The organism is Leifsonia xyli subsp. cynodontis, assembly GCF_050632205.1.
GTDB classification, from domain to species: domain Bacteria; phylum Actinomycetota; class Actinomycetes; order Actinomycetales; family Microbacteriaceae; genus Leifsonia; species Leifsonia xyli_D.
Window position 1 is genome coordinate 1,582,058 of record NZ_CP192578.1, and the last position, 20,324, is coordinate 1,602,381.

Annotated in this window: 20 protein-coding genes, 1 other RNA gene and 1 pseudogene; 10 read left to right on the top strand and 12 right to left on the bottom strand. The window is 71.2% G+C overall.

The genetic code is table 11. The features are described from left to right. Window positions 1-39 precede the first annotated feature (39 nt). Window positions 40-3,062: pseudogene (locus tag ACQ86M_RS07830) on the bottom strand (bifunctional [glutamine synthetase] adenylyltransferase/[glutamine synthetase]-adenylyl-L-tyrosine phosphorylase). A 10-nt stretch (window positions 3,063-3,072) separates the two neighbouring features. Continuing rightward, on the bottom strand, window positions 3,073-4,410 hold the full coding sequence (glnA, locus tag ACQ86M_RS07835) for a type I glutamate--ammonia ligase (protein WP_431218187.1): 1,338 nt from the start codon (window positions 4,408-4,410) through the stop codon (window positions 3,073-3,075). On the opposite strand from glnA, the gene ACQ86M_RS07840 reads away from it, so the two are divergent. The 3 genes from ACQ86M_RS07840 to panB are packed head-to-tail and all read left to right on the top strand — an operon-like array spanning window position 4,403 to window position 5,860. Next, entirely contained in the window at window positions 4,403-4,591 is a 189-nt protein-coding gene (locus tag ACQ86M_RS07840; RefSeq protein WP_431247645.1) for a hypothetical protein, read from the top strand. The two genes, glnA and ACQ86M_RS07840, sit on opposite strands and share 8 nt — an antisense overlap. After that, window positions 4,588-4,974, top strand: a complete 387-nt coding sequence (locus tag ACQ86M_RS07845) for a type II toxin-antitoxin system VapC family toxin (RefSeq protein WP_431247646.1) — start codon at window positions 4,588-4,590, stop codon at window positions 4,972-4,974. The genes ACQ86M_RS07840 and ACQ86M_RS07845 overlap by 4 nt, the downstream gene beginning before the upstream one ends. Before the next feature lie 34 nt (window positions 4,975-5,008). Beyond that, the gene (panB, locus tag ACQ86M_RS07850; protein WP_431218190.1) at window positions 5,009-5,860 is read left to right on the top strand and encodes a 3-methyl-2-oxobutanoate hydroxymethyltransferase; all 852 of its coding nucleotides are present in this window, start codon (window positions 5,009-5,011) and stop codon (window positions 5,858-5,860) included. 13 nt (window positions 5,861-5,873) lie between these two features. Here the strand turns inward: panB and ACQ86M_RS07855 are convergent, their stop codons facing one another. Further along, entirely contained in the window at window positions 5,874-6,083 is a 210-nt protein-coding gene (locus ACQ86M_RS07855; protein ID WP_115697159.1) for an SPOR domain-containing protein, read from the bottom strand. Window positions 6,084-6,095: 12 nt separating this feature from the next. On the opposite strand from ACQ86M_RS07855, the gene map reads away from it, so the two are divergent. Continuing rightward, on the top strand, window positions 6,096-6,962 hold the full coding sequence (gene map, locus ACQ86M_RS07860; RefSeq protein WP_431247647.1) for a type I methionyl aminopeptidase: 867 nt from the start codon (window positions 6,096-6,098) through the stop codon (window positions 6,960-6,962). Between the two features lie 25 nt (window positions 6,963-6,987). Next, window positions 6,988-7,818, top strand: coding sequence for a polyphosphate--glucose phosphotransferase (gene ppgK / locus ACQ86M_RS07865; protein WP_431218192.1), 831 nt, complete (start codon window positions 6,988-6,990; stop codon window positions 7,816-7,818). Between the two features lie 6 nt (window positions 7,819-7,824). On the opposite strand, the gene rnpB is transcribed toward ppgK, so the two are convergent. The 4 genes from rnpB to ACQ86M_RS07885 all read right to left on the bottom strand — a co-directional run bounded on the left by rnpB (window position 7,825) and on the right by ACQ86M_RS07885 (window position 11,965). Further along, window positions 7,825-8,192, bottom strand: an RNA gene (gene rnpB, locus ACQ86M_RS07870) — RNase P RNA component class A. 43 nt (window positions 8,193-8,235) lie between these two features. Then, entirely contained in the window at window positions 8,236-8,970 is a 735-nt protein-coding gene (locus tag ACQ86M_RS07875) for a zinc ribbon domain-containing protein (RefSeq protein ID WP_431247648.1), read from the bottom strand. Window positions 8,971-8,998: 28 nt separating this feature from the next. Then, window positions 8,999-9,817 (bottom strand): Nif3-like dinuclear metal center hexameric protein, encoded by an 819-nt coding sequence (locus ACQ86M_RS07880; protein WP_431247649.1) that lies wholly within the window; start codon window positions 9,815-9,817, stop codon window positions 8,999-9,001. Window positions 9,818-9,898: 81 nt separating this feature from the next. Beyond that, window positions 9,899-11,965 (bottom strand): cytosine permease, encoded by a 2,067-nt coding sequence (locus ACQ86M_RS07885; protein ID WP_431247650.1) that lies wholly within the window; start codon window positions 11,963-11,965, stop codon window positions 9,899-9,901. Between the two features lie 69 nt (window positions 11,966-12,034). Between ACQ86M_RS07885 and ACQ86M_RS07890 the strand changes: the two genes are divergently transcribed. Continuing rightward, a complete protein-coding gene (locus ACQ86M_RS07890; protein ID WP_431247651.1) occupies window positions 12,035-12,841 on the top strand; it encodes a thymidylate synthase in 807 nt (268 codons plus the stop codon). Next, the gene (locus ACQ86M_RS07895; RefSeq protein ID WP_431247652.1) at window positions 12,838-13,320 is read left to right on the top strand and encodes a dihydrofolate reductase; all 483 of its coding nucleotides are present in this window, start codon (window positions 12,838-12,840) and stop codon (window positions 13,318-13,320) included. Before ACQ86M_RS07890 ends, ACQ86M_RS07895 begins: the two co-directional genes overlap by 4 nt. A gap of 122 nt (window positions 13,321-13,442) precedes the next feature. Here the strand turns inward: ACQ86M_RS07895 and ACQ86M_RS07900 are convergent, their stop codons facing one another. Beyond that, on the bottom strand, window positions 13,443-14,087 hold the full coding sequence (locus ACQ86M_RS07900) for a DUF1345 domain-containing protein (protein WP_431218197.1): 645 nt from the start codon (window positions 14,085-14,087) through the stop codon (window positions 13,443-13,445). 62 nt (window positions 14,088-14,149) lie between these two features. On the opposite strand from ACQ86M_RS07900, the gene ACQ86M_RS07905 reads away from it, so the two are divergent. Next, the gene (locus ACQ86M_RS07905) at window positions 14,150-15,448 is read left to right on the top strand and encodes an aminotransferase class I/II-fold pyridoxal phosphate-dependent enzyme (protein WP_431247653.1); all 1,299 of its coding nucleotides are present in this window, start codon (window positions 14,150-14,152) and stop codon (window positions 15,446-15,448) included. Between the two features lie 2 nt (window positions 15,449-15,450). After that, a complete protein-coding gene (locus ACQ86M_RS07910; RefSeq protein WP_431247654.1) occupies window positions 15,451-15,993 on the top strand; it encodes a GNAT family N-acetyltransferase in 543 nt (180 codons plus the stop codon). 87 nt (window positions 15,994-16,080) lie between these two features. On the opposite strand, the gene dhaM is transcribed toward ACQ86M_RS07910, so the two are convergent. Genes dhaM through trpD form a run of 4 tightly spaced genes read right to left on the bottom strand, consistent with a single transcriptional unit; the run spans window position 16,081 to window position 19,535 of the window. After that, window positions 16,081-16,776, bottom strand: a complete 696-nt coding sequence (gene dhaM / locus ACQ86M_RS07915) for a dihydroxyacetone kinase phosphoryl donor subunit DhaM (protein WP_431247655.1) — start codon at window positions 16,774-16,776, stop codon at window positions 16,081-16,083. Next, window positions 16,773-17,405: a dihydroxyacetone kinase subunit DhaL gene (dhaL, locus tag ACQ86M_RS07920; RefSeq protein WP_431218201.1), complete on the bottom strand. Its 633-nt coding sequence runs from the start codon at window positions 17,403-17,405 to the stop codon at window positions 16,773-16,775. Before dhaL ends, dhaM begins: the two co-directional genes overlap by 4 nt. A gap of 58 nt (window positions 17,406-17,463) precedes the next feature. Further along, entirely contained in the window at window positions 17,464-18,462 is a 999-nt protein-coding gene (gene dhaK, locus ACQ86M_RS07925) for a dihydroxyacetone kinase subunit DhaK (protein ID WP_431247656.1), read from the bottom strand. A 23-nt stretch (window positions 18,463-18,485) separates the two neighbouring features. Beyond that, on the bottom strand, window positions 18,486-19,535 hold the full coding sequence (gene trpD / locus ACQ86M_RS07930) for an anthranilate phosphoribosyltransferase (RefSeq protein WP_431247657.1): 1,050 nt from the start codon (window positions 19,533-19,535) through the stop codon (window positions 18,486-18,488). Window positions 19,536-19,668: 133 nt separating this feature from the next. Between trpD and ctaE the strand changes: the two genes are divergently transcribed. After that, a complete protein-coding gene (gene ctaE / locus ACQ86M_RS07935) occupies window positions 19,669-20,313 on the top strand; it encodes an aa3-type cytochrome oxidase subunit III (RefSeq protein ID WP_431218204.1) in 645 nt (214 codons plus the stop codon). The last annotated feature ends 11 nt before the right edge of the window (window positions 20,314-20,324 follow it).

The following is a 20,324-nucleotide window of genomic DNA, read 5'->3' on the forward strand; positions in this document are numbered from 1 at the left end:
AGTAACGCGGCGCGTTAATAACGTCAAGCGTTACTACGGTCAGGCGGTGGAGGACGGACGCTGCGGCAAGCCGTAGAAGGCGCGCTCGAAGACCTGCCGGGCCCGGCGGGTGACCGCGAGGTAGTCCTCCTCCAGGCGGCTGGCCGAGCCGGGCGGGTACTCCATCAGGCGCGCGACGCCGTCGAGAGCGACGCGGTCGGAGGGCAGCACGTCGGCCGTCTTGTTCGTCCAGAGGGTCATGGCCGAACGGGTGCGGGAGGCGAAGAGCCAGGCGTCGCGGAGGCGGCCGGCGTCCTCCTCCGAGACGAAGCCATGCTCCGCTGCCGCGGCCAGGGCATCCAGGGTGGATGGTGTCCGCAATTCGGGCACGGCCGCCGCGTGCTGCAGCTGGATGAGCTGCACGAACCACTCGACGTCGCTCAGCGATCCGCGACCGAGCTTCAGGTGCCGCGACGGATCCGCGCCCTGCGGCAGGCGCTCGTTCTCGACCCGGGCCTTGATGCGCTTCACCTCGCGCACCTCCTGCTCGCTGATGCCCGCCGGGTAGCGGACCTCGTCCGCCAGCTCGGCGAAGTCCGCGAGCAGCGCATCCTCTCCGGCCACGCCCCGCGCGCGGAGCAGCGCCTGCGCCTCCCAGGTGAGCGACCAGCGCCGGTAGTAGGCGCGGTACGACTCGAGCGAGCGGACGGGCGGCCCGTTCTTCCCCTCCGGCCGCAGACCGATGTCGAGGTCGAGGGGCAGCCGGTTGTCCTCGGTGAGCCGGTTGAGCTCCGAGACGATCGCCAGGGCCGCGCGATTGGCGGCCTCCTGCTCGGCCGCCAGCGGACGGAACACGTACATCACGTCGGCGTCGGAGCCGAAGCCGAGCTCGCGGCCGCCGAACCGGCCCATGCCGATGACGGCGAACTCCAGCTGGTCGGTGTCGCCGCGGGACGCGCGGATCGCCTGAAGAACACCGTCGATCGTGTTCTCGGTGACGTCGGTGAGCCCGCGGGCGAGCTCCTCGATGGTCGCGAACCCGAGGATGCCCGACACGGCGAGCCGCAGCACCTCGCGCCGCCGCATGGCGCGCAACGCGGTCGCGGCCGTGTCGACCGACTCGTGCCGGGCGAGGATGGCGGCGGTCTCCTCCCGCAGCAGGGCCGCCGTGCGGGGCCGGAGCTCGTCCTCCGACTCCAGCCAGGCCGCCGACTCGGGAATGCGTCCCAGCAGCTCCCCGGCGAACCGCGAGCCGGACAGCACCCGGGTCAGACCCTCGGCGGCGCCGGTGGAGTCGCGCAGCATCCGCAGATACCAGTGCGTGCCGCCGAGCTCCTCGCTCAGCCGGCGGAAGGTGAGCAGCCCGTAGTCAGGATCCGGTCCGTCCGCGAACCACTGGAGCATCACCGGGAGGAGGTGGCGCTGGATGCTCGCCCGGCGCGACACCCCGGAGGTCAGCGCCCCGATGTGCGTCAGGGCGCCCCGCGGGTCGCGGAAGCCGATGGCCGCCAGGCGGGCCTCCGCCTGCTCACTGGTCAGGCCGACCCCGCCGGCGAGGCGCGCGTCCTCGGTGGAGGTGGTCGCGACGGCGCTCAGCAGGGGCCGGTAGAACAGGCGCTCGTGCAGGCCGCGCACGCGGTGCTTGATCTCGTTCCACCGGGTCAGCAGCTGGTCGGCGCTGGGAGCGAGGCCGGTGGCCCGGGCCAGGATGCGCTCCCCGCCTCGTCGCGCGGCATCAGGTGCGTGCGCGTCAGGCGGCGCAGCTGCAGGCGGTGCTCCATCAGGCGCAGCATCCGGTAGTCCTGCGAGAAGCTCGCCGACTCCTCCCGGCCGACGTAGCCCTGGGCGGCGAGAGCCGCGAGGGCGGCGAGCGTGTCCCGCTGCCGCACCCGGTCGTCCGTCTGCCCGTGCACGAGCTGCAGCAGCTGCACGGTGAACTCGACGTCGCGCAACCCACCGGGACCGAGCTTCAGCTGGTAGTGCACCTCGTCGTCGGGGATGTTGTCGGTCACGCGTTCGCGCATCCGCTGCACCGACTCGACGAAGTTCTCGCGGGAGGCACTGCTCCACACCTTCGGCGCGAGCGCGTCGACGTAGCGCTCCCCCAGCGCCCGGTCGCCGGCCAGGGGCCGCGCCTTCAGCAGGGCCTGGAACTCCCATCCCTTCGCCCAGCGGTCGTAGTAGGCGACGTGCGAGTCGAGCGTGCGGACGAGCGCGCCGTCCTTGCCCTCCGGCCGGAGGTTGGGGTCGACCTCCCAGAGTCCCGGCTCGATGGCGGGCTCGTGGATGCCGCGCATGGTGAGCATCGCCAGACGCGTCGCGATGTCGACGGCGCGTCCGGGTTCGAGCTCGGCGCCGGGCACGCCCTCGGTGACGAAGATCACGTCGACGTCGCTCAGGTAGTTGAGTTCGCGCGCGCCCGCCTTGCCCATCCCGATGACCGCGAAGGGCGTCGCGCGCACCTGCGCCTCGGGATAGCGGCCAGGGCCGGAACCCATCGTCATGCGCCGGGCGACGGCGAGCGATGCCTCGAGGGCCGCCGCCGCGAGGTCGCTGAGTGTGGCGGCCACCGCGTCGAAGCCGGCGACCGGATCGGCCTGCTCGAGGTCGAAGGCCGTCACCTGCACCAGGCGGCGGCGGTAGCGGATGCGCAGCTCGGACCAGGCCCGCTCGTCGCCGTCGGCGGCGACGCCGTCGACCGCACCCACCGCGTCCAGGAGGTCGGTGCGGAGTTCGTCGGCCGTCGGGAGCTCGGCGACCGGCTGGGCGAGCGCACCCAGCTGCCCGGGCTGGCGCAGGAAGAACTCGGCCAGCCCCTCCGACGCCCCGATCACGCGGAAGAACCGGCGCGCGTCGTCCTCGCTGCCGAACCGCGCCCTCATCTGCGCGGGCGCCTGCCGCAGCAGCCGCAGCGTCCACTCCAGGGCGGTGTCGGGATCGGCCGCGGCCGAGATCGCGCTGGTCAGGGACTCCGCAGGAAGGCCCGTGAGGTCGGCCAGCTCGTCCATCCCGGCCCGCACCGAACTGAGCCCCACGAATCCGGCACGCGCCAGGGCGGTGAGGGAGAGCTGCTGCCGGTTCACGACGGACGGGTCAGAGGATCTCGAGGTTGGTCCGCAGCTCGAACGGAGTGACCTGCGCCCGGTACTCCGACCACTCGCGGCGCTTGTTGAGGAGCACGTAGTTGAAGGCCTGCTCCCCCAGCGTCTCGGCGACGAGCTCGGAGTCCTCCATCAGTGAGATGGCGTGGTCGAGGCTGGCCGGGAGCTGGTTGTAGCCGAGAGCGCGACGCTCGCCGTCGGACAGCGCCCAGACGTTGTCCTCGGCCTCCGGCGGCAGCTCGTACTGGCCTTCGATGCCCTTGAGGCCGGCGGCGAGGAGCAGCGAGAAGGCGAGGTACGGGTTGGCGGCGGAGTCCATGGCGCGGTACTCGACGCGCGAGCTCTGCCCCTTGTTCGGCTTGTACAGCGGCACGCGGACGAGCGCCGAACGGTTGTTGTGGCCCCAGCTCACGAAGCTGGGCGCCTCGTCGCCGCCCCACAGGCGCTTGTAGGAGTTGACGAACTGGTTCGTCACGGCCGTGATCTCGGGCGCGTGGCGCAGCAGGCCCGCGATGAAGTGACGGCCGATCTTCGACAGCTGGTACTGGGCGCCCGCCTCGAAGAAGGCGTTCGTGTCACCCTCGAAGAGCGACATGTGGGTGTGCATGCCCGATCCGGGGTGGCCCTGCAGCGGCTTCGGCATGAACGTCGCGTAGACGCCCTGCTCGATCGCCACCTCCTTGATCACCGTGCGGAAGGTCATGATGTTGTCGGCCGTGGTGAGCGCATCCGCGTACCGCAGGTCAATCTCGTTCTGGCCGGGGCCGGCCTCGTGGTGGCTGAACTCGACCGAGATGCCGAGGTCCTCCAGCATGCGGACCGAGCGGCGGCGGAAGTCGTGGGCGGTGCCGCCGGGCACGTTGTCGAAGTAGCCGGCCGAGTCGACGGGCTCCGGGCCCTCCTCGCCGAACGACGACGACTTGAGCAGGTAGAACTCGATCTCGGGATGCGTGTAGAAGGTGAAGCCGCGGTCGGCCGCCTTCTCCAGCGTCCGCTTCAGCACGTTGCGCGGGTCGGACACCGCGGGCTGCCCGTCGGGCGTCGTGATGTCGCAGAACATGCGCGCGGTCGGGTCGACCTCGCCCCGCCACGGCAGGATCTGGAACGTGGTCGCATCCGGAAGCGCGAGCAGGTCGGACTCGTAGGCGCGTGTGAGGCCCTCGATGGCGGAGCCGTCGAAGCCGAGGCCCTCGCTGAACGCGCCCTCGACCTCGGCCGGGGCGATCGCGACGGACTTCAGCGTGCCGACGACGTCGGTGAACCACAGCCTCACGAACTTGACGCCACGCTCCTCGATCGTGCGAAGAACGAAGTCGCGCTGCTTGTCCATCCTGCCCCTTTCCTCGGCCGTTCCCAGACTAGTGGGACAGCGGGCCGATCAGCAGAGCATCCGCGAGGAGCGCGCACGACAGATCGACGAGCGTCGCGCCGAGATCGAGCGGATGAGCGCCAAATATGCCGGAATGTTCACCGAAAGCCTCACTTCGATCCGTGAAGGCTGGCCCGAATGACCTTCGCGGTCGATGCGGGCGTCTTGATCGCACTCCTCGATCCGTGGAACGTCCACCACGCGGCGGCCAGCGAGGTGTTCGCCCTGGGCGCCAGCTATCTGGTCCACCCGGTCAACGTGGCAGAAGCGCTCATCGATCCCGAGCGGGACTGCCATGCCCTCGAGGCCTTCGAGGACCTTCGCCGTTTCGGTGTCACGCCGGCGACGCTGGGGCCCAACGAGCCGCTCCTGCTCGCCCGGGTCCGGGCGGAACACGGCCTTCGAATGCCCGACGCCTGCGCCCTCGCTGTCGCGGTGGGCAACGACATCCCACTGATCACATTCGACAAGAAACTTGCTTCGGCCGCAGCCAAGCGAGGACTCTTGGAGCCGGTCACCCTCTGACTCCTCGCATCCACCCCGTCACTAGACTGGCCGCATGAGTGAGCAGTCACCGGTGCCCTCCGTCCATCCCACGACCTCGTCGATGCAGTCGCTGAAGCGCGTGCGGACCCGCCACTTCCAGGCGGCGAAGGAGGAGGGGGCTCCGTTCACCGGGCTGACCAGCTACGACATGCTGACCGCGCAGATCTTCGACGAGGCCGGCATCGACTTCCTGCTCGTCGGCGACTCGGCCGGCAACAATGTGCTCGGATACGACACGACGCTCCCCGTGACGGTCGACGACCTCATCCCGCTGACCCGTGCAGTGGCCAAGGCGGTCAAGCGCGCGTTCGTCGTCGCCGACATGCCGTTCGGCTCGTACGAGACCGGCGCGCTGGAGGCGCTTCACACCGCCGTACGGTTCATGAAGGAGACCGGCGCGCACGCCGTGAAGCTCGAGGGCGGCGTTCGCAGCGCCGACCAGATCCGCCGCATCGTGGATGCGGGCATCCCCGTCATGGGGCACGTCGGCTTCACCCCGCAGAGCGAGCACGGCCTCGGCGGCCACCTGGTCCAGGGGCGCGGGGATGCGGCCGAGCGGGTGCTCGCGGATGCTCACGCGGTCGAGGACGCGGGCGCGTTCGCGGTGGTGCTCGAGATGGTGCCGGCGGACGTGGCGCAGCGCGTCACCGCCGAGCTGCGCATCCCCACCATCGGGGTCGGCGCCGGTCCGCACGTGGACGGCCAGCTCCTGGTGTGGACCGACTGGGCCGGCTTCTCGACCGGGCGCATCCCGCGCTTCGTCAAGCAGTACGCCGACCTGAAGACGGTGCTGTCGGATGCGGCGGCCGCGTACAAGGCCGACGTGCAGGGCGGGACGTTCCCCGGCCCCGAGCACAGCTTCTAGAAGCGACCCGGCCTCAGCGGTTCTCCTCCGCGTCCTCCTCGGCCCACTTGGCGGAGTTCTCGCGGAGCTTCTCGAGCGCGTGCTCAGCCTCGTCGCGGGTGTCGAACGGGCCGACGCGGTTCGGCGCGGGAGACAGGAAGCCCTGCTCGACCTCGCCGGTCTTCATGTTGTACCAGTACTTGTGCTCGGCGTCCTGCTTGATGCCGTACTCGTCGCTCGTCATAGAGTTGATCGTATGCCCAACGATTCCGCCGGTCACCTCATCCCGGGCCGGGTCACCGCCCTCCGCCCGGTGCCGAGCCGCATCCCGCGACCGGAGTACGTGGGCCGGCCCGGACCCGCGCCGTACACCCGCGGCGACGTCTACACGCCCGACGAGGTGGAGCTGATCCGCGCGTCCGGCCGCATCGCCGCGCAGGCGATCGCCGCCGTCGGCGAGGCGGTCCGCCCCGGCATCACGACGGAGGAGCTGGATGCGATCGGGCACGAGTTCCTGCTCGCCCACGACGCGTACCCCTCCACCCTCGGCTACCGCGGCTACCCGAAGTCGATCTGCAGCTCGGTGAACGAGGTCGTGTGCCACGGCATCCCCGACGACACGGTGCTGCAGGACGGCGACATCGTCAACATCGACATCACGGCGTACAAGAACGGCTTCCACGGCGACAGCAACCAGACGTTCATCGTCGGCACCGCCTCCGACGAGGTCGCCCAGCTCGTCGAGCGGACCCGCGAGGCGCTCAACCGCGGCATCAAGGCCGTCGCCCCCGGCCGGCAGGTGAACGTCATCGGGCGCGCGATCGAGTCCTACGCCAAGCGGTTCGGCTACGGAGTCGTGCGCGACTTCACCGGGCACGGGGTGGGGGCCGCGTTCCACAGCGGCCTCATCATCCCGCACTACGACGCTTCCCCCGCCTACGACGACGTGATGGAGCCCGGGATGGTCTTCACCATCGAGCCGATGCTCACCCTCGGCACGCACGAGTGGGAGATGTGGGCCGACGACTGGACGGTCGTCACGCGCGACCGCAGCATCACGGCGCAGTTCGAGCACACGCTGGTGGTCACCGAGCGCGGTGCGGACGTGCTGACCCTCCCCTGAGCGGCAGGCGCGGTAGATTCGGAGCATGACTTCGCAGAAGCACGCGATCGGCATCGACATCGGCGGCACGGGGATCAAGGGAGGGCTGGTCGACCTGACGACCGGTGAGCTGCTCAGCGACCGGGTCAAGCTGCCCACCCCCGAAGGCGGCAAGCCCGACGACATCGTGGAGACGACGAAGGAGATCGTCGATCGGCTCGCGAAGGAGGAGCCCGAGGCGCCGGTCGGCATCTGCTTCCCGGCGATCGTGAGCCACGGCGTCACGCTCTCGGCCGCCAACGTGGCCAAGGACTGGATCGGCCTGCACGCCGAGACGCTGTTCGAGCAGTCGCTCGGCCGCGACATCCACTTCGTCAACGACGCCGACGCCGCCGGCTACGCCGAGACCCGCTTCGGGGCGGCGAAGGGCAAGGACGGCCTGGTCATCATGACCACCCTGGGCACCGGGATCGGGTCGGCGCTCATCTACGACGGCATCCTCATCCCGAACGCCGAGCTCGGGCATCTGGAGATCGACGGGCACGACGCCGAGTCCCGCGCCGCGTACTCCGCTAAGGAGCGCGAGGACCTCAGCTGGGACAAGTGGGCCAAGCGCCTGCAGAAGTACTACACGAAGGTCGAGTTCCTGTTCACGCCGGACCTCTTCATCGTGGGCGGCGGCGTCTCCAAGAACTACCAGGAGTTCCTGCCCCTGCTGCAGCTGAAGACGCCGATCGTGCCGGCGGTGCACCGCAACAACGCGGGCATCCTGGGCGCAGCGGCACTCGCCGTTCGCGGCGAACGGCGCGACCGAGGCGAGCGCGGACGCAGCGGCGAAGTGGCGACGCCGGACGACGCACCGGCGCCTGCCGGCTGAGCGGAGGGAATGGGCCGGCTGATACGCCGGGTTCTGTCACGGTGCATGCACCGCGGACGGCCATCTATCTCGGAGCGACGTTACCGCCGCCCTCCAGCGGTCTACCCGGGGATGAGACGAGCAGCCTCGTGGTCCCCTGTCCGACCTTGCTCCGGGCGAGGTTTACCCAGCCGGCCGGGTCACCCCGGCCGCTGGTGGTCTCTTACACCACCGTTTCACCCTTACCGGCGGCTTGCGCCTCCGGCGGTCTGCTTTCTGTTGCACTTTCTCGCGGGTTGCCCCGGGTGGGTGTTACCCACCGCCCTGCTCTGCGGAGCCCGGACGTTCCTCGGCGGCCCGCTGACGCGGACCGACGCGACCGTCTTGCCGACCCATTCCGGCCTCCACCCTAGCGCAGCGCTGCTGTGCGCCCGGGCGTCAGAGCCCGGAGTCCTCCCCGCGCACGAGGATCGCTCCGCTGTCGGGGCACAGCACCACGTCGTCGGCGGCGGCACGGCGGATCTCCGACAGGTCGGACTCCGTCAGCTTGACGTTGGAGCCCATGGAGACGCCGCGGATGAGCGCGGCCGCCCCGAGGCCGTAGCGGGCGCGCTGGCGCTCGTACAGCTCGACGAGGTCTGCCGGGAGCGCCTCGGCGATCGTCGCGCGGTCGGCGGCGGCCGCCCGACGCTGCACGTCGAGCTTCCCGGCCTCCTCATCGCGCTGCGCCTCCAGGGCCTCGACGCGGGAGGTCAGTTCGGCGCGCTCCGCCTCGACGGCGGCGAGCGCCTCCTCGAGACCCTCGACCCGCTCCATGACGGTCAGCTCGATCTCTTCCAGGTCGTCCTTGCGCTTCGCGAGGGAGGCCAACTCGGCCTCGAGCGCCTGCACGTCTTTGACGGAGGCGGTCTGCTGCACGCGGTCGCTGTCGCGCTTCACCCGCGCCTCGACGAGCTCGACGTCGGACTCCACGCGCGTGAGCTCGGTGCGGGCGTCCTCCAGTTCGCCGGTGGCGGCGATCCAGCGGGCGCGCAGCGCCTCCACCTCGGGCTGGAGCTTCGCGAGCTCCGCCGCCTGCGGGAGGTTCTTGGTCGCGTGCGCGAGCTGGGCCAGGCGGGTGTCGGCGGCCTGGAGTCGCAGGAGTTCGTTCTGGTCGGCGGGGCTGGCTTTCACGATGCGGTGCTTCCTTCGTGCGGGGTGGTCATTGCAGGATGGCGAAGTCCCACGGGTCGGTGCGGAGCTCGCTGACGACGACCTCCACACCGGGCAGGGCTGCGCGCAGCTGTTCGGCGGCGGTGTCGAGCCAGAGCCACTCGCTGGCCCAGTGCGACACGTCGAGGAGTGCGGGACCGCCGCCCAGGGCGGCCTGCTCGCGTGCCTCGGAGGCCGGGTGGTGCCGCAAGTCGGCGGTGATGTAGACGTCGGCGCCGCGGACGGCATCGCTGCCCAGCAGTGAGTCGCCTGCGCCGCCGCACACCGCGACCCGGGTCACCGGCTGGTGGTACTCCCCCGCCGCGCGCACGCCGCCGGCGGTCGGAGGAAGCAGGTCGGCCAGCGCCCGGGCCAGCGCGCCCAGCGTCGTGGGCTCGGCCAGCTCGCCGACCCGGCCGATCCCGGTGACGCCGTCGGCCGCGGGCGCGATCGGGGTCGTCTCGCGCAGTCCCAGCCGCGCGGCGAGCACATCGCTGGTGCCGTCGGCGACCACATCCGCCGTGGTGTGGGCTGCGTACAGCGCCACGCCGCCCCGGATCAGCCGCGCCAGCAGGGCGCCCTTGTAGCGGTCCTCCGCCACACTGGTGACCCCGCGCAGGAGCAGCGGGTGGTGCGCGATCAGCAGGTCGGCGCGCAGCTCCACCGCTTCGTCGACCGTGGCGGCGACGGCATCCACCGCCAGCAGGATGCGCTGGACCGGCACAGCCGGATCGCCCGCCACGAGACCGGGTGCGTCCCAGCTCTCGGCGCCGGCGAGCGGCCAGAGCTGCTCGACGGTGTCGCGGACGGAGGCGAGGGTGTGAGGCACGTCGATCAGCCTACGGGATGGGCTCCCGCGCGAGCCGGGCGGATCCGTTTCTGTGGAGAACGGCCCTCGTTGTGGAGGCTCCTACTGGGTCGCCTGCTCGTGCCGCCGGATCGCGGGGGCCGCCGACACGAGCGCTCCGAAGAGCCCGACGGCAAGCGCGATCAGCACGCCGATGTTGCTGGTACCGATCCCCGCGGTCGGGTCGATGCCGACCGCCCGGAACAGGTACCCCTCCCAGCCCAGCCACGGCAGCCGCGAGCTCACCGTGCCGAGCCCGACGACCGTCCCGGCGACGAGCAGCGCGAGATTCGTCCACCGCCAGTCCGGGTAGACGCCGCCACGAGCGAGCAGCGACGCCTGGTGGAACCGCCGCGTCCGCAGCATCATCTCGCCCGAGAAGATGCCGACCCAGGCGGCCACCGGGACGGACAGCATGGTGGGCACGCCGCGCACCACCGCCGACAGGTCGGACACCGTCGCCGCCAGCACCCCGCCGACGATCGCGATCGCGGCCGCCGCGACCAGCGAGCTCCAGCGCCTCCCGATCCGCACGCCGAGCGCATCCACGGTGAAACCGGCGGAGTACAGCGTCAGCACGAGGGCCGAGATGAGCGACAGCCCCACGGCGAGCAGCAGCGGGACCGGATACCACTCCGGCAGCCCGAGCCGAACCAGCGCGGCCACAGGGTCCTTCGCCAGGTCGCCCGCCAGTCCGGGATTCGAGGCGGCCAGCAGGCCGCCGTACCAGACGAGCACGAGCGGCGGCATGCCGGCCCCGAACGTCGCCCACAGCATCGCCGCGCCGCCGGACGAACGCGACCGCTGGTACCGCGCGACCTCCGCGCTGCTCATCGCCCACGCGAGCCCGACGTAGCTGAACACGATCACGGCGCCGGTGACCACGTGCGTCCACACCGCATCCGGCACCGCGAGCGCCCGCGTCGTGTCAACGTGCCGCCAGGTCGCCATCACCATCAGCCCGATGAGAGCGGCGGAGGCGATGGTCAGGATCAGCTGGATGCGCGCCACCAACGCGTACCCGGCGTACGCCACCGTCCCCGCGACCACGATGGCGACGGCGAGCGCGGCCGCGGTGGCCGCGGTCGGGCTGCCCGGCCACCGCTCCGCCTTCAGCAGCGAACCGGCCGCCGATCCGGCCAGCCACAGCAGCACCGACCCCCAGAACAGCTTCACGATCAGCGCGAGCACGGTCGGCACGACGTTGCCGCGCATCCCGAACGACGCCCGGGACACCACGAGCGTCGGCTGCCCGCTCCACTTGCCCGCGAGCGTCCCGAGCCCGAGAGGGAGGAACGAGAGGGCGACCCCGACGAGCGTCGCCACGAGCAGCTGGCGGAGGCTCAGGCCCAGCACGAACAGGGTGGCGCCCACGCCGACGCTGATGAGGGATGACGTGCCCGCGAACCAGAGCCAGAACATGCGGGACGCGCGGCCCACCCGGCGTTCCAGCGGCGTCGGCTCGAGGTCGGTCTCCTCGGGTTCGAGGATGCTGCGGCGCGCGTGGCGGCCGGCGGGTGGGGCGGCCTCCTCGACGGACTGCGCATCCGGGGCGGGAACGGCAGCGAGGCCGGCAACGGGAGCCGCCACGTGACCGACGGGCACGTCGGCGGGGACGTCGGCAGCGGGGACCTCGGCGGCGGCTTCCGACTCCCCGGCGTCCGTGGGCGGGACGGCAGCCGCAGGCGTGACGGCGGCGACGGCCAGCGGGACCGGCTGCGAGTCCCGCGGCGCGAGCTCCGCCGGGACCAGGTCGAGGGGCTCGGCGCGGGCGATCGTGGGATACGCGGGAGGTGAGACCGGCTCGGGCCGAGGCGCGGGAGCCTGTGACGCCACGACCGCGGAATCCTCCGCCTCCGCACCCTCCGACTCCGGCCGCTGGACCGGGATCGCCGATGTCGCCACCCACGGACTGAACGTCGGCTCGGGGCCGGTCGGCGCGCTCCGCCGGGGCAGGTCGTCGAAGCTGATGGATGCGGCGCGCGGCTCCTGCACGCCCGTGTCGCCCGGCGAAGGCTTCTGCTCGCGCCCGACGATCGGGATGGCCGACGTGATGCGGGCGACCTCCTCCTCGAGCGCCGTGGCCAGCTCGTCGTCGCTGTGCCGCTCGCCACGCGCTGACCCGTCCATGACGCCAGACTACGACGCGCCGAGCCCTCGACGAAGAAGGCAAACCCGCCGGAGAAGTACCATCGGAACGTGAGCCGAATCCCCACCCCGTACGAGGACCTCCTGCGCGACGTGCTGGAAACCGGCACACACAAATCGGACCGCACCGGCACGGGGACGCGCAGCGTCTTCGGCCGCCAGCTGCGGTTCGATCTCGCCGACGGCTTCCCGCTCATCACCACCAAGCGCGTCCACTTCAAATCGATCGCGTACGAGCTGCTGTGGTTCCTGCGCGGCGAGAGCAACGTCGGCTGGCTGCGCGAGAACGGTGTCACCATCTGGGACGAGTGGGCGGACGCGGACGGCGAGCTCGGCCCGGTCTACGGCGTCCAGTGGCGCTCCTGGCCGGCGCCCGACGGCCGGCACATCGACCAGATCCAGCAGGTCATCGACACCCTGCGCAGCGACCCCGACTCGCGCCGCATCATCGTCTCGGCGTGGAACGTGGCCGACATCCCCGACATGGCGCTCGCGCCGTGCCACGCGTTCTTCCAGTTCTACGTCGCCGACGGCAAGCTCTCGTGCCAGCTGTACCAGCGCAGCGCCGACATGTTCCTCGGCGTCCCGTTCAACATCGCCAGCTACGCGCTGCTGACCCTCATGGTGGCGCAGCAGGTCGGCCTCGAGCCGGGCGAGTTCGTATGGACAGGCGGGGACGTCCACATCTACGACAACCACGTGGAGCAGGTGACCGAGCAGCTGAAGCGCGACCCGTATCCCGCGCCCCGGCTGCGTTTCACCCGGAAGCCCGACAGCATCTTCGACTACCGCTTCGAGGACTTCGTCGTGGAGGACTACCAGCACCACCCGGCCATCCGCGCGGCCGTCGCCGTATGACGCTCGCCCTCATCTGGGCGCAGGCCCACGACCGCGTCATCGGGGCGGACGGCGTCATGCCGTGGCACCTGACGGAGGATCTGAAGCACTTCCGCGCCCTGACCGGATCCGACCCCGTCGTCATGGGCCGCCGCACCTGGGAGTCGCTGCCGGAGCGCTACCGCCCGCTCCCCGGCCGCACGAACATCGTCGTCACCCGTCGGCCGGACTGGGAGGCGCCCGGCGCGACGGTCGCCCACTCACTGGAGGAGGCGCTCGCCTCGGCAGGGGCCGCATCCACCGTGTGGGTCATCGGCGGCGGCGAGCTGTACCGCGAGACGCTCGGGGCCGCCGACCGGCTCGAGGTGACCGAGATCGACCTCGACGTCGCGGGCGACACGCGCGCCCCCGAGCCGGGCGAGGGATGGACGGCCGACGCGGGCGAATGGCTCACCGCCGCCAACGGCATGCGCTACCGCTTCGTCACCTACACGCGCTGACGGCGGAGGAGTTCCGACCGCTTACCGGCGTCCGCTCCTCCCTTTCCCGACGGCGCCCGGCGTGTCGGGGCCCGACTCCTCCCTTTCCGCCGCGGCGACACCGCTCGCACGGGGCCCGTCGCTCAGCCCAGCCCGGCCACCAGGTTCACCGTCGCCGCGACGATGACCGTACCGAACAGGTACGACAGCAGCACGTGGTGCAGGATCGACCGGCGGATGTACGAACTCGAAACATCCGTGTCCGACACCTGGAACGTCATCCCGAGCGTGAACGACAGGTAGGCGAAGTCGCTGTACTGCGGATCCTCCCTCTGGTTGAAGTCGATCCCGCCGCCCGACCGGTAGTACAGGCGGGCGTACCGCAGCGCGTACAGGGTGTGCACGAGCGTCCAGGAGAGGGCGACCGACACGATCGCGAGCAGCGCGACCCCGAGCTGCGCGCCTCCCTTCAGGTTCTTCGCGTCGACCAGGATGTAGACCACGGCGACCACGCTGGCCGCGGCCGCGAGGATCAGCACCAGATCGGCGGTGCGTCGACCCGGGTCCTCCAGCGTGGCGTGGCTCCGGGTCGCCTCCCCGTCGAGCCGCCACACGGTCACCCACACCCACGTGACGTAGACCAGGCACGCCCCGGCCCAGCCCGCGATGGCGGCGTAGTGCCACGCATCGAGCAGCCCGACCACGATCGCGACGACCACCCCCGCGCCGATGGCGACGACCATCTTCAGGCGGGTGATTCCACGGTTGAGCTTCAGTTCGTCGGTCACACTCCGGATGTTCGCACACGTCGGCTGGGCGGCCCGTGCGGAGCGCCGCTACGATCGTTCACGTGACCCTCGCACCGCTCTCGCCGTCTCCTCTGGCCGACCTCGACACCGCGTCCCTGCGGGAGGCGCACTCCGCGTTCGCACGCGCCTACGACGAGTTGAAGGCCGCGGGCCTGAAGCTCGACCTCACGCGCGGCAAGCCGTCCGCCGAGCAGCTCGACCTCTCGAACGACCTCCTGCACCTTCCGGACGGCCGGTTCCGCGACGCCGCGGGCACCGACCTCCGCAACTACGGCGGCGCGACCGGCCTGCCGGAGCTGCGCACGATCTTCGCCGACGCGCTCCGCGTCCCCGTCGACCAACTGCTCGCGCTCGGAAACTCCAGCCTCACGCTGATGCACGACACCGTCGCGTTCGCGCTGCTCCACGGCGTTCCGGGCGCAGAGCGGCCGTGGAGCGGTCAGTCGATCAGCTTCCTGGCGCCGGTCCCCGGCTACGACCGGCACTTCACGATCGCCGAGCGGCTCGGCATCCGTCTCATCCCGGTGCCGACCGACGAGAACGGTCCGGACATCGAGGCCGTCGCGTCGCTGCTGGAGACGGACGACAGCATCCGCGGCATGTTCTGCGTGCCCGTCTACTCCAACCCGACCGGCGCGATCTACACCGAAGAGGTCGTCCGCGCGCTCGTGTCGCTGCCCGCCGCGCCCGACTTCCGGCTGATCTGGGACAACGCGTACGCCGTCCACCACCTCACGGACGCGCGGCCCGAGCCCATCGACGTGCTGGCGCTCGCGGCCGAGGCCGGCAACCCCGACCGCCCGCTGGTCTTCGCCTCCACCTCGAAGGTGACCTACCCGGGCTCGGGCGTCGCCTTCTTCGGCGCCTCGCCGGCGAACGTCGAGTGGATGCTGCACAACCTCTCCGCGCAGAGCATCGGCCCCGACAAGATCAACCAGCTCCGCCACGTCGAGCTGCTGAAGGATGCGGACGGCCTCGCCGCGCACATGGAGAAGCACCGCGCCATCCTGGAGCCGAAGTTCAAGGCGGTCGACGAGGCGTTCCGCGAGCGGCTGGCCCCCTGGGGCGCCGGATCGTGGGCGCTCCCCGCGGGCGGCTACTTCGTGAGCCTCGACGTCGCCGACGGCGCCGCGAAGCGCGCGGTGCAGCTCGCCAAGGAGGCCGGTATCGCGGTGACTCCCGCGGGGGCGACGTTCCCCTACGGCGACGACCCGCGCGACGCCAACATCCGCATCGCGCCGACCTTCCCGCCGCTGAGCGAGCTGACCACCGCGCTCGACGGACTGTGCACGGCGATCCTGCTGGCCTCCGCCGAGGCGCTGCTCGCCGACCGGGACTGACGATGGCCGGCTGGGTCGTCCGTGCCAGCACCGAGGACGACTGGCAGGCGTACCGCGCACTCCGGTTCGAGATGCTCGAGGATGCGCCGATCGCGTTCCTGGAGACCCTCGAGCAGGCGCGCCGGCACCCCGACGAGCACTGGCGGCGGCGGGCGTCCAACACGTCCGGCGCGACGCGGTTGTTCGCCGCCGTGGCGGGGGACGGACGCTGGCTCGGCAGCATGGGCGGCTTCCAGGCCGCGGGCGCGCCCGAGCCGTTCCTCGTCGGCGTCTACGTGAGCCCGGCCTGGCGCGGCCGCGAGCACGGGATGACGGATGCGCTGCTCGACGCCGTCGTCGGCTGGGCGCGGGGACGCGGCGACCGCCTGCTGCTGGAGGTGCACGAGCACAACGAGCCGGCCATCCGCTCGTACCTGCGGCGCGGATTCGTCTTCACCGGCCGCACGCAGCCCTACCCCCTCGACCGCACCGCGAACGAGCGCGAGATGGCGCTCCCGCTCCCGCCGGCGTCCGCCCCAGCCTCCGCCCCAGCCAACAGTTCCTGAGTTGTTCGGGTCGCGCCCGGCGTGTCACCCGAACAACTCAGGAACTGTTGGCGTCGGCGGATGGGGTCGGCGGATGGGCGGGGCGCGTCAGGCCTCGCCGAAGCCGGTGTCGACGAGGTCGGCCAGCGCGTCGACGGCGGGACGGCCCTCGGGGTCGTCGGACGCGATGCGCGCGGTCGCCCCGGCGGTCAGCCCGAGGGACATGATGCCGAGGAGGCTCTTCGCGTCCTTGCCGTTCACGGTCACCTTCGCCGGGAACGTATTGGCGAGCTTGACGAACTCGGCCGCGGGACGGGCGTGCAGTCCCTCCCGGTTGCGGACGAGCACCTCGCGCTCGTAGGGCCCGGACGCCGCGGCGGTCGCCGGAGCCGCCGCCTCCGCCTCCTGCCCCGCCCACGCGTCCACCGCACCGCGCGCCGCTGCTGCGACCTCGTCCAGCCCGGCGCCCGACTCCGCGGCCACCGCGGCCGCGACGCCGCCCTCGACGAACGGCACGTCGACCACGCGGACCCGCGCCCGCTGGTCTTCGTCGAGCATGTCCAGCACCGTCTCCGCGGTCAGCAGGGCGGAGCCGAGGTCGCTCACGACCACGACGCCGTCGCCGCCGTCCGCCTCCGACACGCCGGACATGACCTTCGCGAAGCTGGTGCCGATCCCGTCGTCATCCGTGCCACCGGCGGCGACCAGGCGCACGGAGCCGGCCATCTGACCGGCGAGGTCCACCATCCCTTCGGCGATGCGCGAACTGTGCGAGACGAAGACGATCCCGACGCGCCCGCTCATCCCGCCGCTCCGGCCGCCGCGCGCAGCAGCAGGGCGGTCGACTGGGCGCCCGGATCGCGGTGCCCGGCGGACCGCTCACCCAGGTAGCTGGCGCGGCCCTTCCGGGCGACCAGCGGGATGGTGTCGTCCGAGCCCTTCTCGGCGGCCTCCGCGGCGGCGGCCAGGATGCCCGAGGCCGAGGCCCCGGACTCCTGGGCCGCACGTGCGGCGTCGACGGCCGGCGTCCAGGCGTCGACCATCGTCTTGTCGCCGGATTCCGCCTTTCCGCGGGACACGATGCCGTCCCGGGCGGCCGCGAGGGCCGCCACGAGCGCCTGGTCGTCGATCTCGTCGCCGGTCCCGACCGGCTCCGCCGCCTTGAGGAACGCGGTGCCGTACAGCGGGCCCGAGGCGCCGCCGACCGTCGAGATCAGCGTCATGGCGACCGACCGCAGCGCCGCGTTCGGCGTCGCGTCGTCCGGCAGTTTCTGCAGCGCGTCCACCGACGCCCGCAGGCCGCGGTCCATGTTCTCGCCGTGGTCCCCGTCGCCGATCTCTCGGTCGAGCGTGTTGAGCTCGGCCTTGTGCTCGCCGATGGAGTCCGCGGCCGCGGAGATCCACGTCTTCACCCAGTTCGTGTCCAGCGTCATCGACGCCTCCTTCTCGTTGTCGTAGCGCTCGTCGTCGTACCGGTGCCGCCGGTGCGGCCTAGAGGCCCCAGCGCAGCGCGGCCGTGTGGACGGGCGCGTCCCACAGCTGCGTGAACTCGTCGTCCAGCTTGAGCAGGGTGATGGATGCGCCCTGCATCTCGAGCGAGGTGACGTAGTTGCCCACGAGCGAGCGGGCGATCGTGATGCCGCGCTCGTCGAGGATCTCCGCCGCGCGCCGGTACAGGATGTAGAGCTCCGACAGCGGCGTGCCGCCCATCCCGTTGACGAACAGCAGGACGGGCGAGCCCTCGAACGAGAGGTCGGTGAGGATCGCGTCCATCATCCGGTCCACCAGGCGGTCCGCCGGCTCGAGCTTGATCCGCTCGCGTCCCGGCTCGCCGTGGATGCCGACGCCGAACTCGATCTCGTCCTCCGGCAGCACGAAGCCGGGCTCGCCCGCGTGCGGCACCGTGCCGTCGGTCAGCGCGAGGCCGATCGAGCGCACGTTGGCGTTGACGCGCTCGGCGATGGCGGTGACGGCGTCGAGGTCGTCGCCGCGGTCGGCCGCCGCGCCCGCGATCTTCTCGACGAGCACCGTCCCGGCGACACCGCGGCGGCCCGCGGTGTAGAGGGAGTCCTGCACGGCGACGTCGTCGTTGATGACGACCGAGCGCACGGTGATGCCCTCGGCGCCCGCCAGGTCGGCGGCCGTCTCGAAGTTCAGCACGTCGCCGGTGTAGTTCTTCACGATGTGCAGCACGCCGGCGCCGCCGTCGGCGGCCTTCGTCGCTTCGACGATGGGCATGGGCGTCGGTGAGGTGAACACCTCGCCGGGCACGGCCGCATCCAGCATCCCCTTGCCGACGAAGCCGGCGTGGAGGGGCTCGTGGCCGCTGCCGCCGCCGCTCACCAGACCGACCTTGCCTTGAACGGGACCGTCGGCCCGGGAGACGAACTTCGGATCCTGCGACACCGTCACGATGTCGGCGTGAGCCCGGCCGAACCCCGCGAGGGACTCGGTCACGACGTCGGGTACGTCGTTGATGAGCTTCTTCATCGAAACCCTTCCTTCCACTGCTGTCAGTGCGTCGCCGCCACCCACTCGTCGAGCTTCGAGGCCGCGGCCCCGGAGTCGATCGCCTGAGCCGCGACCGCCATTTGCGAACGGAACCGATCCAGGATGGACTCCTGGACCCTCGACGGGTCGGACGCGAGCTCGTACGAAACGAGTCCGGCCGCCGCGTTGAGCAGGACGATGTCGCGCACGGGGCCCTCTTCGCCCGCCAGCACGGCACGCACGACCGCCGCGTTGTACGCGGCGTCCTTTCCGAGCAGGTCCTCGATCCGGGCGCGCGGGATGCCGAGATCGCGCGGATCGATGTCGTGCTCGGTGACGAGGCCCCGGGAGACCTCCCAGACGTGGCTGTGACCGGTGGTCGACAGCTCGTCGAGCCCGTCGTCGCCGCGGAAGACCAGCGCGGTCGCGCCGCGGGTCTGGAACACGCCGACGATGAGCGGGATGCGGTCGAGCGTCGCGACGCCGACCGCGGACGCCTCGGGGCGCGCCGGGTTGCAGAGCGGTCCGAGGTAGTTGAAGACGGTGGGGACGCCGAGCTGTGCCCGAACGGGACCGGCATGGGCGAAACCGGGGTGGAACGCGCTCGCGAAGGCGAAGGTGATGCCGGCCCGGTCGAGCACCTCGGCCACGCGCTCGGCCGACAGCGTGAGGTCGATGCCCAGCGCGGCCAGCACATCCGACGACCCGGAGGAGGAGCTCGCGGCCCGGTTGCCGTGCTTGATCACGGGCACGCCGGCGGCGGCTGCGACGATGGATGCGGTGGTCGACACGTTCACCGTGCCGAAGCGGTCGCCGCCGGTCCCGACGATGTCGAGCGCCATCGGATCCACCGGCAGCGGGACGGCGTGGTCCAGGATGGCGTCGCGGAAGCCGACGATCTCGTCGACGGTCTCCCCCTTGGCCCGCAGCGCGATGAGGAATGCGGCCAGCTGGGCGTCGGTCGCCTCGCCGGTCATGACCTGGTCCATCGCCCACGCCGCGTCCGCCACGCTCAGGTGCTCCCCCGCCAGGAGAGACGTCAGCACGGACGACCAGGACTGCGTATGGACCATGCTGTGATCCTATCGGCGGGCGACACGCCACGGCGATAGCGGCCGGTACAGCGGCGATTGAGGCTGTCCTAACCGGAAATCGGGTCGATTCAGGCCCACTGGGTGGGAAAACCATGGGTTCTTTTCAGCCATAATGGGTTACGTGACGAGCACCTCCCTTTCACCCTCAGCGAGTGCGCCGGCGATCAACCGGCCCAATGTCGTGGCCGTCGGCACGATCGTCTGGCTCGGCTCGGAGGTGATGTTCTTCGCGGGCCTGTTCGCGATCTACTTCACCCTCAAGTCGACGTCGCCCGATCTGTGGGCCGCTGAGACGCAGCACCTCAACATCCCCTACGCGGCGACCAACACGCTGATCCTGGTGCTCAGCTCGGTCACCTGCCAGTTCGGCGTGTTCGCGGCCGAGCGCATGCAGCCGCGCCGCACGGGCGGCATCCTGCAGTTCTGGCGCTGGGGCATGGTCGAGTGGTTCACGCTCACGTACCTCATGGGGGCGATCTTCGTCTCCGGCCAGGTGCTCGAGTACGCGACGCTGGTCTCCGAGGGCATCTCGCTCAGCAGCAACTCCTACGGGTCGGCCTTCTACCTGACCACCGGGTTCCACGCGCTGCACGTCACGGGCGGCCTCATCGCCTTCCTCCTCGTCATCGGCCGCGCGTTCGCGGTCAAGATCTTCGGCCACAAGGAGGCGACCAGCGCCATCGTCGTTTCCTACTACTGGCACTTCGTCGACGTCGTGTGGATCGGACTGTTCGCGGTCATCTACATCATCCGATAGGAAACAGGAGC